At 68.1% G+C, this 15,880-nt stretch carries 20 protein-coding genes; 11 read left to right on the top strand and 9 right to left on the bottom strand.

Translation table 11 applies throughout. The features are described 5' to 3' along the window. Positions 1 to 8: 8 nt before the first annotated feature. A complete protein-coding gene (locus EV643_RS34545) occupies positions 9 to 1,040 on the bottom strand; it encodes a LacI family DNA-binding transcriptional regulator (RefSeq protein WP_133804408.1) in 1,032 nt (343 codons plus the stop codon). A 184-nt stretch (positions 1,041 to 1,224) separates the two neighbouring features. Here EV643_RS34545 and EV643_RS34550 point away from each other — a divergent pair, with 184 nt between their 5' ends. Then, positions 1,225 to 1,812 (top strand): histidine phosphatase family protein, encoded by a 588-nt coding sequence (locus EV643_RS34550; protein WP_133804409.1) that lies wholly within the window; start codon positions 1,225 to 1,227, stop codon positions 1,810 to 1,812. Here the strand turns inward: EV643_RS34550 and EV643_RS34555 are convergent. Then, a complete protein-coding gene (locus tag EV643_RS34555) occupies positions 1,759 to 2,580 on the bottom strand; it encodes a GNAT family N-acetyltransferase (protein ID WP_238166002.1) in 822 nt (273 codons plus the stop codon). The genes EV643_RS34550 and EV643_RS34555 overlap by 54 nt on opposite strands. Positions 2,581 to 2,621: 41 nt before the next feature. Next, complete coding sequence (locus tag EV643_RS34560) at positions 2,622 to 3,029, bottom strand: NUDIX hydrolase (RefSeq protein ID WP_133804411.1); 408 nt, start codon at positions 3,027 to 3,029, stop codon at positions 2,622 to 2,624. Between the two features lie 495 nt (positions 3,030 to 3,524). Here EV643_RS34560 and EV643_RS34570 point away from each other — a divergent pair, with 495 nt between their 5' ends. From EV643_RS34570 to EV643_RS34600, 8 genes are all read left to right on the top strand, one after another. Then, positions 3,525 to 4,406, top strand: coding sequence for a PHP domain-containing protein (locus EV643_RS34570; protein WP_133804412.1), 882 nt, complete (start codon positions 3,525 to 3,527; stop codon positions 4,404 to 4,406). Further along, positions 4,403 to 5,020: a MarC family protein gene (locus EV643_RS34575; protein WP_133804413.1), complete on the top strand. Its 618-nt coding sequence runs from the start codon at positions 4,403 to 4,405 to the stop codon at positions 5,018 to 5,020. Before EV643_RS34570 ends, EV643_RS34575 begins: the two co-directional genes overlap by 4 nt. 3 nt (positions 5,021 to 5,023) lie before the next feature. Then, the gene (locus EV643_RS34580) at positions 5,024 to 5,929 is read left to right on the top strand and encodes a RecB family exonuclease (RefSeq protein WP_202869887.1); all 906 of its coding nucleotides are present in this window, start codon (positions 5,024 to 5,026) and stop codon (positions 5,927 to 5,929) included. Between the two features lie 271 nt (positions 5,930 to 6,200). Then, complete coding sequence (locus EV643_RS34585; RefSeq protein ID WP_133804414.1) at positions 6,201 to 7,109, top strand: alpha/beta hydrolase; 909 nt, start codon at positions 6,201 to 6,203, stop codon at positions 7,107 to 7,109. Continuing rightward, the gene (locus tag EV643_RS44405) at positions 7,073 to 7,228 is read left to right on the top strand and encodes a hypothetical protein (protein ID WP_166665685.1); all 156 of its coding nucleotides are present in this window, start codon (positions 7,073 to 7,075) and stop codon (positions 7,226 to 7,228) included. The genes EV643_RS34585 and EV643_RS44405 overlap by 37 nt, the downstream gene beginning before the upstream one ends. Positions 7,229 to 7,425: 197 nt before the next feature. Beyond that, positions 7,426 to 8,223 carry an ABC transporter permease gene (locus EV643_RS34590; protein ID WP_133804415.1) on the top strand — a complete coding sequence of 266 codons (798 nt, stop codon included), beginning with the start codon at positions 7,426 to 7,428 and terminating at the stop codon, positions 8,221 to 8,223. After that, positions 8,216 to 9,064, top strand: a complete 849-nt coding sequence (locus tag EV643_RS34595) for an ABC transporter permease (protein ID WP_238166003.1) — start codon at positions 8,216 to 8,218, stop codon at positions 9,062 to 9,064. The genes EV643_RS34590 and EV643_RS34595 overlap by 8 nt, the downstream gene beginning before the upstream one ends. Positions 9,065 to 9,067: 3 nt before the next feature. Next, on the top strand, positions 9,068 to 10,021 hold the full coding sequence (locus tag EV643_RS34600) for an ABC transporter ATP-binding protein (RefSeq protein WP_133804416.1): 954 nt from the start codon (positions 9,068 to 9,070) through the stop codon (positions 10,019 to 10,021). A 25-nt stretch (positions 10,022 to 10,046) separates the two neighbouring features. Here the strand turns inward: EV643_RS34600 and EV643_RS34605 are convergent, their stop codons facing one another. The 4 genes from EV643_RS34605 to EV643_RS34620 all read right to left on the bottom strand — a co-directional run bounded on the left by EV643_RS34605 (position 10,047) and on the right by EV643_RS34620 (position 11,963). Beyond that, a complete protein-coding gene (locus EV643_RS34605; RefSeq protein WP_238166004.1) occupies positions 10,047 to 10,358 on the bottom strand; it encodes a ligand-gated ion channel in 312 nt (103 codons plus the stop codon). Between the two features lie 154 nt (positions 10,359 to 10,512). Further along, positions 10,513 to 10,827 (bottom strand): hypothetical protein, encoded by a 315-nt coding sequence (locus EV643_RS34610; RefSeq protein ID WP_238166005.1) that lies wholly within the window; start codon positions 10,825 to 10,827, stop codon positions 10,513 to 10,515. Between the two features lie 9 nt (positions 10,828 to 10,836). Beyond that, positions 10,837 to 11,151 carry a hypothetical protein gene (locus tag EV643_RS34615; protein WP_133804417.1) on the bottom strand — a complete coding sequence of 105 codons (315 nt, stop codon included), beginning with the start codon at positions 11,149 to 11,151 and terminating at the stop codon, positions 10,837 to 10,839. Then, complete coding sequence (locus EV643_RS34620; protein ID WP_133804418.1) at positions 11,148 to 11,963, bottom strand: nucleotidyltransferase family protein; 816 nt, start codon at positions 11,961 to 11,963, stop codon at positions 11,148 to 11,150. The genes EV643_RS34615 and EV643_RS34620 overlap by 4 nt, the downstream gene beginning before the upstream one ends. Before the next feature lie 178 nt (positions 11,964 to 12,141). On the opposite strand from EV643_RS34620, the gene EV643_RS34625 reads away from it, so the two are divergent. Further along, positions 12,142 to 12,645, top strand: a complete 504-nt coding sequence (locus EV643_RS34625) for an RNA polymerase sigma factor (protein ID WP_133804419.1) — start codon at positions 12,142 to 12,144, stop codon at positions 12,643 to 12,645. Next, positions 12,642 to 13,697, top strand: coding sequence for a hypothetical protein (locus tag EV643_RS34630; RefSeq protein WP_133804420.1), 1,056 nt, complete (start codon positions 12,642 to 12,644; stop codon positions 13,695 to 13,697). The genes EV643_RS34625 and EV643_RS34630 overlap by 4 nt, the downstream gene beginning before the upstream one ends. Before the next feature lie 14 nt (positions 13,698 to 13,711). Here the strand turns inward: EV643_RS34630 and EV643_RS34635 are convergent, their stop codons facing one another. Together EV643_RS34635 and EV643_RS34640 are read right to left on the bottom strand one after the other, a co-directional pair. Beyond that, on the bottom strand, positions 13,712 to 14,704 hold the full coding sequence (locus EV643_RS34635; RefSeq protein ID WP_133804421.1) for a winged helix-turn-helix domain-containing protein: 993 nt from the start codon (positions 14,702 to 14,704) through the stop codon (positions 13,712 to 13,714). Positions 14,705 to 14,940: 236 nt separating this feature from the next. Next, positions 14,941 to 15,798: an alpha/beta fold hydrolase gene (locus EV643_RS34640; protein ID WP_133804422.1), complete on the bottom strand. Its 858-nt coding sequence runs from the start codon at positions 15,796 to 15,798 to the stop codon at positions 14,941 to 14,943. Positions 15,799 to 15,880: the final 82 nt, after the last annotated feature.

Genomic DNA, 15,880 nt, shown 5'->3' on the forward strand with positions numbered 1-15,880 from the left:
TCGTCTCCTCACTCGGTTACTGCTACTTCCCCCGATGCCGTGCCGCAGCTGTCCCGCAGCACGAGTTGTGTTGCCAGTACGTCGTTGCGCGACCGGGTCCGTTCTCCGGTGACCCGCTCGTGCAGTCGTTGGGCGGCGAGCCGGCCGAGTTCCGCGATCGGCTGCCGCACGGTGGTCAGTCCGGGCGTCACGTACCGGGCGGCCATCACGTCGTCCCAGCCGGTCACCGCGATGTCCTCCGGTACGCCGATGCCCGCCGCACGTAGTACTTTCATCACAGCCAGCGCGACTTCGTCGTTGCCGCAGACCAGTGCGTCCGGAAGCGTCTTTGCCTTTAGCAACTGGTTGGCGAAGGCGGCGCCGGATTCCTCGGTCAGCTTGACCCTCGGCGGTTCCGCCGCGCGGAGGCCGCGATCGCGGTGCGCGTTGCAGAAGCCCGTGTACCGCGCGGTGGCGTCGTACGGCGTCGCTGGGTCGCCGACGAAAACCAGACTCTTGCGGCCGTTGTCGAGCAGCCGGCCGGTCAACTGTTCGGCGCTGTGCAGGCTCTCGCTGCGGATCGAGTCGCAGCCGGTGACCGGGGGATGGGCGATCACCACCACCGGCACCTTGGCCCGGCGCAGATCCTGGATCAACGGCAGCTCCACCGCGTCTGCGTGGGCGACGATCCCGTCGACCCGGCTGGCCAGGTCGCGGATGCTGCGGCGCGGATCGGGGTTGCCGTGTGTGACGGTGATGATGACGCTCTGGCCGTGTTCGCCGGCCCAGCGTTCGTACCCCATCAGCAGGTCGCCGTAGAACGGGCCGGCCAGGTCAGGCAGTACGAGCCCGTGCGCCTCATGACGTTGCACCGCGAGGCTTCGGGCGGCTCGCAGCGGAACGTAGTTGAGCTCGTGTGCCGCCTGGTCGACCCGGGCCCGCGCCTTCGCCGACACCGGTCCGGTGCCCTGCAGGACGCGCGAAACCGTCGCGATGGACAGCTTCGCCAGCGCGGCGACGTCGTAGATCGTCGCCGGCCTGCCGGTCGGGCCGGAGGGCATCGGGAGAGCTCCTCGGTGTCGGGCGGTTGCCGGGGTTCCAGGGCCTGTCTGGGGTCCTGTCTGTGCCTTTCTGGGCGCTTCCCGGGTGCTTCGGGGCCAAAATGGAAGCGCTTACAGTTTTCGACCCTGCCCTGTCCGGGGTGCATCGGTCAAGACCTCGTGACCCATCTGGGACGATGAATCCGTGACCACATACGAAGAGTCAGCGGACCACGGGGACCGGATCTGGCTGGTCCGGCACGGTGAGACAGAGTGGAGCAAGAACGGCCGGCACACGTCGACGACCGACCTGCCGCTGACGTCGGAAGGCGAGCGGATTGCTGCCGGACTACGGGACCGGTTGGCGGAACAGAAGTTCGCGCTGGTGCTGACCAGTCCGCGGCAGCGCGCCCGGCGTACGGCGGTGCTCGCGGGCTTCCCGGATGCCGAGGTCGACGAGGATCTGGTCGAGTGGGACTACGGCGACTACGAAGGCATCACCACCGCCGAGATCCGCAAGACCGTGCCGGGGTGGACGATCTGGGCGCGCCCGGTACCCAACGGCGAAACCCCTGCTGCGGTTGCCGCCCGGCTCGACCGCGTGCGGCGGCGCATCAATGACGTAGCCGGCGACGTCCTCGTCTTCGGTCACTCACACGCCTTACGCGGCCTCACCGCCCGTTGGCTTGAACTGGATGTCACCGAAGGCCGCCACTTCGTCCTCAACACCGCCACCGTCTCAGTCCTGGGCTGGGAACGAGGCTCCCCCGCCATCCACCGCTGGAACTCCTGAGCTCCACTCGTACAGGTCGATCTCGCAATACGTTTTGAAACCGAGCGACTCGTAGACCGATCGACCTGCGGGGGAGGAGCCGAGTACGGCGTACGGGATGCCCGAATCCCTCGCCTCACGGAGTGCGTGCAAGGTGATGGCGGCGCCGATGCCTTGACGTCTGGCGGTCGGCACCGTCATGACGAAGTAGACCCCGGCTACTCCGGCCGCGAGAAAGATCGTCGCCGTCGCAACCGGTTCGTCATCGCGATAGGCGAGGTAATGACGCCACGGATCGTCGAAGCCCTCGCTCCCATACACCTCGGCAACCCACTCCGCCTCCTTCGGCCCTTCCCCGAATCCCTGGGCGAGCGTTGCCGCCCAGGTCGCCAGTACGTCGGCCGCCCGCACCCGAACGATCCGCAGTACGGGCCTCGGGTCACTTGGGTCGGTCAGCTGGGTCAGGTCGATGGCCATTCCCGGTTCGCTGCCGCCGTGGGTGAATCCGGCCGTCAGCAGGCGATCGCCGAGGTCGCTCGGTCGCATCGAGGGGCCGACGTGCCAACTGCCGGGGACGCCGTTCGCCTCGAATCGCTTGATCGACTCGGCGATGACCAGATCCGCTTCGTCGTCGGACAGGTCGGCTGCGACCACCGCATTGTGATAGTCGATCGGCGAACCACCGATCGTCCACCGGACCTTGTCGTCGCGCTGCTCACCACCGCCGGCCGCGCCCATCCGCAGCAGGAGCTCAGCCGCGTTCTCCTCGATCGCCCGGATCAGTTCCACCCGACCAGTATCAGCGGCCCTGCTCACTGCAGCACCCGAATTCAGCCCGGGAGGGCGTTCCATTGGGCGAGGGTGGAGGCCAGCAGGGTGGTGGTGGGGAGGGCGTCGAACTCGTTGCGGTCGACGAAGCGGGCGTCCGTGGCGTCGTCACCAGGTGTGAGGGTCCCGCCGACGGCCTCGGCCTCGTAGTCGCGGATGACATACAGCCTGCCGCCCGGCGCTTCGCGTTCGACCTCGCCGACGAGCTCGCCAACGGACACCTGGAGACCGGTTTCCTCCTCGACTTCCCGGGTCACCGCCGCAGGGTCGTCCTCACCTGGCTCGACCCGGCCGCCCGGCAGCGACCACAGGCCGCGACCGGGTTCGTTCGCCCGCTGGACCACCAGCAGCCGGTGCTGCTCGTCGTACACGAGCGCCCCCACACAGTCGATCCGGTCCTGCTCTCCCATGCCCGGCAACGATAGATCCGCCGTCCCACCACCACAACGCGGTAACAAATTGTCACGGACGGGTGCGATTAATAGTTACCGCGCGGTGAGCCTCGGGACACGGCGGAGCGGGCGTGGTGTGCGGAGGGTCGCTGAGCCCCGTCACTCCACCACTCATCAAGTGCGCCGAGCCTGCGCCCGCCACGCTTGAGCGGCGCCGCAGAAGGCGCGTTAACGGTGGTTGATGAGTGGTGCAGGCACCGTGTCGGTGTTCCGGGGGAGGTCTGGGCGGGCGTGGTGCGGGGCGGGCGCGGGGCGGGGCGGGGGTGTGCGGGGCGGGCGCGGGGCGGGGCGGGGGTGTGCGGGGCGGCGGCGTGTGTGGGTGGGGGTTTGGGTTGGGTGGTGCGGGTTGGGTGGTGCGGGTTGGGCGGGGTGTGGACAGTTGGGCGGGGAAAGGGGGTGGGCACGGATAGCATCAGCGGCGAGAGATGTCCGGAGAAGGGATCCTGATCGCCTGTGCGCATCGACCTGCACACCCATTCGAACCGCTCGGACGGCACCGACCCGGTCGACGTCCTGATCGCGCATGCGAAGCGGGACGGCCTGGACGTGATCGCGGTCACCGATCACGACACGGCCGACGGCTGGGTCGAGGGTCGCCGGGCCGCCGAGCAGCTCGGGATCGGGTTCGTGCCCGGGATCGAGATCTCCTGCAAGCTGAAGGGGATCTCCGTCCACCTACTCGGTTACCTGCCGGACCCGGCGTACGGGCCGCTGGCCGAGGAGTTGAAGATCGTCCGGGACGGCCGGACCGACCGGATCCCATCGATCGTCGCCCGGCTGAACGGTATGGGTGTCGCACTCACCGTCGACGAGGTGCTGGCCCAGGCGACCGGTACGCCGTCGGTCGGGCGGCCGCATGTCGCCGACGCATTGGTTGCCAACGGCACCGTCGCGAACCGGAGTGAGGCGTTCGACAGGTTCCTGGCCGACGGGAAGCCTGGGCACGTGTCGCACTACGCGATCGATCCGGGCCGGGCGATCGACCTGGTCCGCGCGGCCGGCGGCGTACCGGTGATCGCGCATCCGTGGGGCCGGTCCAGCCATCGCGTCATCACCGTGGACCTACTCGCGCGCCTGGTCGCGGATCATGGGCTGGCCGGGATCGAGGTGGACCACCAGGACCACTCGCCGGAGTCGCGGGCCACGCTGCGAGGAATCGCGACGGACCTCGGCCTCATCTACACCGGGTCCAGCGACCATCACGGCGTCGGCAAGGTGGATCACGACCTGGGGGTGAACACGACCGAGCCGGAGCAGTTCGAGCGACTGCTCGACGTGGCGAAGGCGAACGCGGCGGCCAGCGAGGCGAACGTTCCAGAGGCCTACCTGCCGTGAACGACATCATCAATCTGGCGCTGCTGAGCGAGGTCTTCGTCACCCTGTTCGTGATCATGGACCCGCCCGGCACCGTGCCCGTGTTCATCTCGCTGACGGCCGGCCAGTCGCGCGCCGTCCGGAAGAAGGCGGCCTGGCAGGCCGTGCTGGTCGCCTTCGGGGTGATCGTGGTGTTCGCGGCGTTCGGGCAGCAGATCCTGCACAACCTCGGGATCACCCTGCCGGCGTTGCAGTGCGCGGGCGGTTTGCTGCTCCTGCTGATCGCGTTGCAGCTGCTCACCGACACGGCCGAGGATCCGGTTCAGACTAAGAACGTGAACATCGCCTTCGTCCCACTCGGTACGCCGCTGCTGGCCGGACCGGGTGCGATCGTCGCGACGATGGTGTTCGTGCAGCGTGCCGACGGGTCGGTCCCGGACGTGGTCGCGATCTCGGTCGGCATCGTGCTGATCCACATCGTGATGTGGCTGACGTTGCGGTTCTCCGGGCTGATCATGCGGATCCTCGGCGAGAACGGCGTCCTCCTGGTCACCCGGATCGCCGGTCTGCTGCTGAGCGCGATCGCGGTCCAGCTGGTCGCCGACGCGGTGGCGGACTTCATCAAGGCGGGCTGAATCGTGGCTGACGACCTGCTGCCGGGGATGCCGTCGCGGCTGTTCGTGGCCACGCCGACGAAGCTGCTGACGTTCGCGGACTGCAAGCGCAAGTACCGGTACACCTACCTGGAGACGCCGCGGCCGCCGAAGGGACCGCCCTGGGCGCACAACACCGTCGGCGCGATCGTGCACGAGGTGCTTGCCGACTTCTTCGGCCGGTGGCAGGCGTCGCGTCGTACGCCGGACGAGGTGGTCGCGAAGATGCGGTCCAGCTGGCGGAGTGAGGGATTCCGCGACGAACGGCAGTCACTCAGTTGGCGCGATCGCTCGACCGACATGGTGCTCGGCTACCTCCGCGACTCCGACCCGTACTACGAACCGCTGGGCGTCGAACGTACGGTCGCGTTCACCACCGAACGGGCCAGCCTGCGCGGCCGCGTCGACCGGATCGACGAGCGGCCCGCCCGCGACGGCAACGGCGGCACCGAGCTCGCGATCGTCGACTACAAGACCGGTCGCCGGCTCCTGACCAGCACCGATGCGCGCTCCTCACTCGCGATGGCTCTCTACGTCCTGGGCGCCCGCCGAGTGCTCCGCCGTCCGTGCACCCGCGTCGAGCTCCACCACCTGCCGACCAACACGGTCGCCGCCGCCGACCATGACGACGACTCGCTCGCCCGGCACCGGCGCCGAGCCGAGTCCATCGTCAACGACGCGGCCGCCGCCGAAGCCCGCTGGCAGGAAGGCCTCACTCCCGCCGAGGCCGACGCCGTCTTCCCACCCGAACCGTCACCGCTCTGCGCCTGGTGCGACTTCTCCCGCATCTGCCCGCAAGGCCGCCGGGTAGCCCCACCCCGAGACCCCTGGTCCGGCCTCGACGACTCCGACACCGCCACCCCGGCCCCCGACATCGCCGAAGCCGGCTGACCCTCCCCCGAGCCCCGTGGTCCGGCCTCGACGGTCCCGGCACCACCACCGCAGCCCCTGACCTCGCCGAGGCCACCTGACCCAACTCGCCGGCGGCACCCTCGGTTCCACCCGCTGCGGGTTGCGACTTTGGGCACGGAGCAGTCGTATTCCGCTCGGGGGTGTGCCTGGCGGGTGCACAAGGTGGGCAGGGAAGCGTGTCAGCGGCGTGTGCGTGGGGTGCCAGCGGGGGTGTGCAGGCTGGTGTCACCGAGGATGAAGGGGTGACCAGATGAATGCGAAGACCGTGAACAAGGTGAAGGTGCCGGGCGCGACGCTGCACTACGAGGTGACGGGTTCGGGGCCGGTGCTGTTGCTGATCGCGGGTGGGTTCACGGATGGCGGGGTGTTCGAGTCGATCGTGGGGCAGCCAGTGTCCCGTGTCGGAGATTCCTTGACGTGGGCGGCGCCCAGGCACGCACCTCGCGGCGTTGGAGAAGCGGCCACGATGAACCCCGCATCGAGGCCGCTTCTCCGCCTTGCGATGCACGCACCTGGACACCGCCCACCATCAAGCAATCTCCGACACGGGACACTAGCCGCGGAGTACACGGTGGTCGCGTACGACCCACGCGGCAACTCGCGCAGCCCGTACGACGAGGCGCCGGTCGACGAACGCGTGGATCGGTCGGCCGCGGACGCGTTGGCCGTGCTCGACGTGGTCGGCGGGGACGAGCCGGCCTACGTGTTCGGGAGTAGTTCGGGGGCGATCACGGGGCTCGAGTTGCTCGCGCGGTACCCGGATCGGGTGCGGATACTGGTTGCGCACGAGCCGCCGGCGGTCGAGGTGCTGCCGGACGTGGAGGTCGCGCGGGCGTTCTTCGAGGATGTGCACGGCACGTTCCGTACCGACGGGGTCGAGGCCGCGCTGCGGCTGTTCTCGGGCGGGCTCGGGTTCGATGAGGAGGATGAGCCGGCGCCGGAGGACCTGCGGCCGGAGTACCGCGAGGTGATGGAGCGGATGGGCGCGAACATGGCGGTGTTCTTCGCGCACAAGTTGCTGCCGTTCACGCGGTACCGGCCGGAGCTGGCGGCGTTGAAGGAGGTCGCGCACAAGCTGGTGCCGGCGGCCGGGATCGAGTCGGCGAAGCATCTAGTTGTCCCGTGTCGGAGACAAAATCGGCGCAGCCGATCGGGGTGATCGCGGGCGAGGTGGGCTGGCCGGTGGTGAGCTTCCCGGGTGGGCATGCGGGGTACGCGAGTCATCCGGTGCCGTTCGCGACGCTGCTCGCCCGCGTGCTGGAGGCCGAGCTCAGCTGACACCCCAGATCGGCGGAATGCAGTTGACGCCCGTCGGCGGATCGGCGTAGCGTCGCTGTTCTTCCCTTGACAACGGCAGCTTCTTCGGCGTGCCGACACAGTGGTGTCCGAACCCCCCGGGTCCTGATGGATCCGGGGTAGTTCTGTGTGCCGCTGGACCCCCGGACACCGCCTCGACAGAGTGAAAGGAGGTTCGGGTGGGCGTGTACTGGGCGATCGCGGTGCGCTCGTTCCGCCGGTTCTCGACGTACCGGATCGCCACCTTGACCGGCGCGTTCACCAATACCGTCTTCGGGTTCATCTTCTGCGGCGTCTATCTCACGCTGTGGGAGCTGCGGCCGGGCCTCGGCGGGTACGACGTGTCCGACGCGCTCACCTTCGTCTGGTTGCAGCAGGGGTTGCTGATGCCGATCGGGATCTTCGGCGCGTCGACGACGGTCGAGCTGGGGGAGCGGGTCCGGACCGGGGAGATCGCGGTGGACCTGTACCGGCCGACCCAGTTGATGCTCTGGTGGTTGTCGGTCGACGCCGGGCGGGCCATGTTCCAGTTGATCGCGCGGGGCGGGCTTCCGCTGCTGGTGGGGTCGCTGGTGTTCGATCTGAACTTCCCGTCCTCCGCGGCGCAGTGGGTGGCGGTGGCGGCCGCGCTGGTCTTCGGGGTGGTGGTGAGTTTCGGCATCCGGTATCTGGTCGCGCTGTCCGGGTTCTGGATCACCGACTCGCGCGGGGTGGAACACGTGGCGATGGTGCTGTCGCTGTTCTTCTCCGGGACGATCCTGCCGCTGGTGGTGTTCCCGGGCTGGATCGGTGAGGTCGCGCGGGCGACACCGTGGGCGGCGACCCTGCAGGTGCCGATCGACGTCTGGCTCGGGCGCAATCCGGGCGGGGTCGGTTCGGCGCTTGCGTTCCAGCTCGGGTGGATCGTCGTCCTGCTGGCCGCCGGGAGCCTGGCGACGGTGTTCGCGACCCGGAAGGTGGTGATCCAGGGTGGCTGAGTCGCTCACCAAGGCCGAAGAGAGCTGGTTGTCCAAGGCAACGGCCTGGCCCGGGCAGTACTGGATGCTCGTGGTGATGTGGATCCGGTCCTCGCTGGCCTACCCGGCGTCGTTCGCGCTGATGCTGCTCGGTTCGGCGCTGGTCACCGGACTGGACTTCGTCGCGGTGTTGCTGATGTTCAGCCACATCGAGACGTTCGGCGGTTTCACCCTGGCCGAGATGGGACTGCTGTACGGGACCGCGTCGATGACCCTCGGCCTGGCCGACCTGGTGATCGGGTCGATCGATCGGATCGGGCAGCGGATCCGGACCGGGGAGCTGGACGTCTGGCTGATCCGGCCGGTGTCCGCGTTCCTGCAGGCCGCCGCGGACAACTTCGCACTCCGCCGGCTCGGCCGACCACTGCAGGCCGGACTCGTCCTGGTGATCTCCGTTGCCGCCCTGGAGATCGACTGGACCGTCGCCAAGGTCCTGCTGCTCGCGGTGTCGCTGATCTCCGGGTCGGTCATCTTCGCCGCGATCTTCGTGCTCGGTGGGGCGTTCCAGTTCGTCTCGATCGACTCGGCCGAGCTGGCGAACTCGTTCACCTACGGTGGCCAGCAGTTGACGCAGTACCCGTTGGCCATCTTCGGCAAGGACATCGTCCGCGCGGTCACGTTCGTCGTACCGCTTGCCTTCGTCAACTACTACCCGGTGCTCCAGGTACTGGGCAAACCCGCCCCGCTGGGCCTGCCGTCCTGGATCGGCCTGCTCGCGCCCGCGGTCGCCGTCGTGATGGTCGCGCTGGCGTCGCTGGCCTGGCAAGCCGGTCTCCGTCGTTACCGCAGCACAGGGAGTTGAGTCGTGCCAGTCATCGAATTGGAGAACGTGTCCCGCGCCTTCACCGTGACCAGCCGCACCGGGCTACGGCGTACCCGGCGGGAGGTCCGCGCTGTCGACGGGCTGTCCTTCACCGTCGAACCAGGAGAGGTGATGGGCTACATCGGCCCGAACGGCGCCGGCAAGTCCACCACGATCAAGATGCTGACCGGCATCCTCGTCCCGTCCAGCGGTTCGATCCGGGTGGCCGGCGTGGACCCGTCGCGGCACCGGTTGAAGCTGGCCAAACGCATCGGCGTCGTCTTCGGCCAGCGCACCACGCTGTGGTGGGACCTGCCGCTCAAGGACTCCTTCGCCGTCCTGCAGAAGATGTACGCCGTACCGCGGGCGCGCCATGCCGAGAACCTGGCCACCTTCGTGGAACTCCTCGATCTCGGCGACCTCCTCGACGTACCGGTGCGCCAGTTGTCGCTGGGCCAGCGGATGCGCGGCGACATCGCGGCCGCGTTGCTGCACGATCCCGAGATCGTCTACCTCGACGAACCCACCATCGGTCTGGACATCGTCAGCAAGGCCCGGCTGCGTGAGTTCCTCGCCCAGGTGAACGCCGAACGCGGTACCACGATCATCCTCACCACCCACGACCTCGACGACATCGAGGCGCTCTGCTCCCGCGTCATGGTGATCGACCACGGCCACCAGGTCTTCGACGGCACCCTCCCCGTCCTCCGCGCCTCCCAGAACGCCCCCCGCACCCTGATCATCGACCTCGCCACCTCCCATCCCCCCATCACCATCCCCGGCACCACCGTCACCAAGACCGACGGCCCCCGCCAATGGCTCACCTTCCCCACCACAACTTCAGCGGCCCCTCTGGTAGCCCAAATAGCCGCCACCTACCCCCTGGTCGACCTCACAGTCACCGAACCCACCATCGAATCCATCATCACCAACCTCTACGCCCAAGCCCACAAGTAACCCACAGACGAGTCAGATCGGGAGGTCAGCGGAGGTCGGCAATGACGGAAGCGAAGACCTGTTCGGGGTCGAGGGCTTCCGGATCCTGAGACCATTTGCTCAGGTGGTCGGCCATGGTCTGCTCGTCGAGAGGTGTCAGGCCGGCGTCGATGGCGTCCTTGGCCTTGGTGACGGTGACTTCCTCGTACGTCAGATTCCTGGTCATGAAGAAGTCCTCGCGGAGGCCGTCATTGCGGTGGAACTTGCCGGTGTTCGGGACATAGGTATAGATGTCCTCGGCAATCACAGCCGCGATCCAGAGGAACTCGCTGTCGTCCCGGACGACGTACACGCTCATCGTTCCCTTGCCTCCTTGAGGTTGAATCCCTGGTCGGCTCCGCCGATCGCGCTCGATCTCGTACGGCCGGGTCGTCGTCTCCGTCACCGCGATCGACGCGGATGAGTGCAGCGGTACTTCGATCCGCCAGCCGCCCGGTTCTCCTCAGTGACCCTCACGGGTTATGCCCGGCCGCCATCGACAGCGTCTCGGTCGGATCCAGCGACCGCTGATCGGCACGCCACTCCGCGAGGATCTCGGCGTACTCCTCCTCGTCAAGTGGCTCGACCCCGGTCTCGATCAACCGGCGAGCCTCGGCGATACCGCTCTCCGCGTAGGTGAAGTCGCGGTCCATGTAGAAGTCGTTGCGCAAGGCATTGTTATCGTGGAAGCGACCCGTGTTGGCGACATATCCGTACATGTTCTCGTGGGCCAACGCAGCCACCCAGACCATCCGGTCGTCTTCCATGACGCGAAAGAGCCTCATCATCTCAGCGACTCAGTCGAGATCGGCCGTGGCGGAGGCGAAAACCGTCTCAGGCGGAAGCGGGCTGCTGTCGGCACGCCAGGTCCTCAGCGGGACTGTGCTCTTCTCCTCGTCCAGGAGGCCCACGCCGTCTGCGATCGCGCGGGCAGCTTCGCGCACGCCAATCTCCGTGTATGTGAAGTCGCTCCCCACGAAGAAGTCGTCCCGCATCGCCTGATTCTTGTGGAACATCCCGGTGTTGGCGACGTACGTCCAGATCTCCTCGTCGATCAATGCCACCACCCAGACCGCTCGCTCGCCGTCGCCGGCCAGAAACAACCGTGTCATTTCGCCATCCCGCCGTTCTCGATGCGCTTGTCGTCATCCGATTGTCTATTGCTGGCAGATGCGTTCTGCGGACGCCGCATCTGACGTTGCTTTGTCTGCCGGTTTGAAGAACCGTAGCTTCTTGCCTCGACCGGTACGCCGCCGAGGTGTGTCAATCCGACGAGGCCGGCCGGTTGGGTCATCGCTGCCGAGAGGCTGATGGCCTCCGTAGCCGCTTCATTGCGGGTCTTTCTGCTTTCCCGAGGATCTCGATTGACGTGGTACAGACGGGTGGTCGCCATCTTCACGCGGATGGACTCGGGCGAGTGAAACTGGACCTCGACCTGAACGTCTTCGCGGGCACGCAGGATCGCGTGGATGCCGTTGTAGCGGCTGCCGTCGACGTAGGACTGGTGGGCGGACTCGACCCTCCACCCGTTAGCCTGCAGCCGATCGACCGTCTCGCGAGCTGACTCGACCACCTGTGCGGGGCTCTTGGCAACCACTGTGAAGCGCAGTAGATCGTCTGTCAGCGGCGTACGGTTCCGGTGCCAGGCCGACCAGATCTTGCGAGCCAAGGATGACGGCGATTTGACGCGGTGGTCCAGTTCGTGAGTGGTATCGCCTGGGCGGATCGAATCCAGCAATTGACGGGTCACCTCGCGCTGGTGCGTTACCAGACGGCAGAGGAGTTCGAGGCTTTCTGCCGTCGCTTCCGGGCCGAACTCAGCCGCTATCTGCGCGGCCGTCGGGATCGGATCGCCCCAGTCGAGGTGGTGTTCTGGGGAGAACTGGGCGTGCAGATCGGCTGGTTCGGGTGGGTCGGGTGGCATTGGTCCCCCAGATCGTCGTTTCTTCGAACGTAGTTATTGGGGGACGGGCTGTGGGGTGGTTTTCGGGATCTGTGGATAAGTGGGGTGACCTGGGGTGGTGGGGGTCGTTGGAAGGAAAGTGGGTGCGTGGGCCAACCGGAGAGGGTGGGCAGCGGGTAGACAGGGTGTGCCGACGACGATGACTGGGCAGGTGAGCGAGGTGGTGCCGCCTGCCGACGGGGCCGGGTTCGTCGAGTGGGTGCGGCCGCATCTGCCGGCGATGGCCCGGGTGGCGGCCCGGTTGGCGGTCGGGGCGGACCGGGACGACATCGTGCAGGAGTCGTTGGCGCGGGCGTGGACGAAGCGGCAGCAGTACGACGCGGGGCGGGGCTCGGCGTCGGCGTGGTTGCTGGCGATCACGGCGGACCAGGCGCGGAAGGCGGCCCGGCGGATGCGGCCGGTCGCCGCGTTGGAGGACCACGACGCGGCCGAAGTGCGGCCGGACGTGGATGCGCGGCTGGATGTGGATCAGGCGTTGGGGACGTTGTCGGCGCGGCAGCGGCTGGCGGTGGACTGCTACTACTTCGCCGATCTGTCGGTGGCCGACACGGCCGCGGTGATGGGGTGCTCCGAGGGCACCGTCAAGTCAACTCTTTCCGATGCGCGGGCCCGCCTGCGCTCCCTGCTGGAGGTCAGCGAATGAAGCCTACAGACGAGGTCGACGACCTGCTGGCACAGGCCGGAGCTCGGTGGCGGGCGGGGCAACCGCCCGCGCCGGAGCCGGATCTCCAGCGGATCACCGGACCGCGCAAACCGAAGTGGCGCGAGCCGAAGCGCTGGGTGCCCGTGCTCGCCGCGGCGAGCGTCGCGGCCATCGCCACAGCGGCGCTGATCGTGCTGCCCGGCAACGGCGACCACGAGACCGTTGCCCCCAGCAATGAGACGCCGCCCAGGGAACACCCGATGCAGGTCCGCGCGGGCGACAAGGTGCAGGTCACCGGACAGGTCGTCGCCGCGCCCGGAGCGCCGGTGTACTACTGCATTCCCGTGCCTACCGTCGGCCTGCCCGAAGGGAAGCCCAGGCCGCCGGCCTGCCTCCCGGGGCAGCAGATCGAGGTGACCGGTGTCGACGTGGCCCGACTGACCGGGCTGGAGACCATCCTGGGGGTCAAGACCGGCAGAGCTCACCTGGTCGGGATCTGGAGTGGTGGGAAGATCTCAGTCGAGCAGCAGTCCCCACCCCCACGCGGTCCGGGCGCGCCGGAGAAGGTGCCCTGCTCACCCCCGGCAGGCGGCTGGAAGCCGGCGTACGCCGCCGACTCGATCACCCCGGCCGTCGACGCCTTCATCAAGGCGCGGCCCGGCGAGCTGCAGGCGCCGTGGATCAGCTGGCCGGAGGGGTCGCCGACAGATGCGACTCCCGGCGCGCCGCCCAATAAGCCGAGTGTGCTGATGATCGGGGTCGCTCACGGTGACCTCGACCAGATCCGGACGGCGATCGACCCTCTCGTGGCCGGCAACCTCTGCGTGACGAAGGTTCGGTTCAGCCAGACCGAGATCAACCAGCTGCGAGCCGCGGTGGCAGCTTTACCTCTTGACGATCTGGATCTGGACATCCTCGGCGTCGGAACCCGCATCGGCGACACGCCGGTGACCATCAGCCTGCGCATCGTTGACGAGAAGGTCGTCGACGCCTTCCGCTCGATCGGGCTGGACAAGCTGGACTTCAATCCGGTGATCAAGCCAGCAAACTGACCGTACTGCGGGCGTCAGCTGAGCAGGTCGACCAGGGCGTCGCCGCGGGGTGTGCGTTGGATGCGCACCTCGCGGCCGACGCGTTGGCGGGTCACCAGGCCGGCCGCGGCGAGCTGGACGCAGTGGTACGTCGCAGTGCTCGGTCCGGCGTTCAGGTGTTCGGCGATGCGGCCCATGCTGCTGGGGTGGTCCAGGGCACGCAGGATCGCCGCGCGGATCGGTCCGATCAGCAGGGTGAGGTTGTCCGGGCTGTCCGCAATGTGGTTGGCCGCGCCCGGGCTGTCCGCGAGCCGCGTCAGGCCGGGAACGGGATAGCCGAGCCAGACCCTGTCGGGTTCGTCCAGGTTGAAGACCGACGCGCTCGTACCGGACACCAGAGGGACCAGGGTGACCGGCCGGTCGTTCAACTCGACCCGGTAGGGATGCCGGTCGGACAGGTAGAGCGTGCGATCGGCGTACCGGGCACGGCGGCTCAGGTTGCTCAGCAGGACGTCGAGGCCGCCCGTCACGGAGGCTGCGCCGATGCGCTCGGTCTCGCGGGTGCGCAGTCCGGTCGACTGCTTCCAGATCGGTGCGTACGCCTCCCACGCGGCGTTGAGGACCTTCACGTACTGCTCCAGCCACTGCGTCGGGCGTCGGAGCGCGCCGCGCCAGGGCAGTGGTGGTTCGCCGGGTTGCAGCTGCTCGACACCTTCGCTCAGCACGTCAGGCGTCACGTCCGCGACCTGGGCGAGCTGGTCCGCGACCGGCTCGCCGTTGATGCCGAGTGGGGTGAGGCAGTCCGGCAATAGTGCTCTGGTCCGGTCGAACATGGGCAGTACGGCCTGCGCCGCGTCCCCCGGCAAGCTGTCGCGAATCGTCCGGAGCCACTCCGGCGCGACCCCCTGCCGAGGCCCACCCAGTACGTCGACCACGAGCGACACCAGGCTCGCCATCGGCGCCGGCGCCACCGAGATCCGCAGCCGCCCGAGATCCCCCAGGACCAACTCGGTATGTCGCGGACTCACCGTCGCCGGACCCACCTCACCCCCACTCACGAAGGAACCTCACGCGAGTGAAGACGTCCCCCACCCCGTTTTGGTTGCTTCCGTCCGCAACAACCACACCCCATCCGCCCGGGCACTGCGTTCCCCCACACCCGCCCTGTCCCCTCCGCCATGCCTCAACCGGGGAGGGTTTTCGCGGCAACCGGGGTGAGGTTTTGCCTCTGAGCGGGCAGAAACTCACCCCGGACTCATGGAGTTCAGCGGTCGTGGAAGAACTCGGTGAGGAGGCGGGCCGTGGTTGCGGGCTGTTCGATCGCGGGGGAGTGGGCGGCGTCCGGGATCACCTTCGGGCGGACGCCGAGCAGCTCCGCCATCCGGTCCTGCACCGGCAGCGGCCAGCCGTCGTCGGATTCGCCGTACAGCACCTGCGCCCGGACGCCCGACGCGGCCAGCTTCTCGGTGCGGTCCTCGGCGTCCATCAGCCGGCGGGTGATCTCCGCGAGGCTGATCGGCACGTTCTGAGTGAACCGCTCGCGCAGGAACTCGGCGATGTCCGCGGGCGGCGCGATGTACTGCGGTGCCTCGCTGTCGTGCGACAGCTTCATGTCGTACACCTGCTCGATCGGCAGGTTGTCCAGCCCGAACGCGAGCAACTGCAGCCCCTGCAGCGTCACCTGGTCCGTGAACGCACCCGGCCCGGAGCAGAGCAGCGTGATCGTGGAGAACACACTCGGCTCGATCAGCACCGCCTCCCGCGCGACCAGCCCGCCGAACGAGTGACCGACCAGTTGGCTGTATCCGCCGAGCGCCTCGCTTATCGCGGCCACGTCGGCGCCGAGCGCGGCCAGCGTGTACGCCGAGGGGTCGGCCGGGCCCGGGGTCTCGTACTGGCCGCGCTGATCGACGGCGACGGTCCGCCAGCCGTACCGGGCCAGGTGATCCACCAACGGCGTGAAGTCCTCCTTGCTCCCGGTCCAGCCGGGAACCAGCAGCACCGTGCCGAGCGGCGTACCGACGTCCGGCACCGCCATCAGGGTGGCGAAAGTGCCACGGTCGGTCTCGAGGTTCGCGGGGTGCACCCCGTCGGGCAACGTCAGCGTGCGCGGCGTACTCACAGGTACACGGTATCCGCTGGTGGTCCCGCACCCCGGATCGACGGCCCGATCAAGCTGAGACTTCAACTATGCTTGAACTTTT

The organism is Kribbella caucasensis (genome assembly GCF_004361855.1).
In the GTDB taxonomy this organism is placed as follows: Bacteria; Actinomycetota; Actinomycetes; order Propionibacteriales; family Kribbellaceae; genus Kribbella; species Kribbella caucasensis.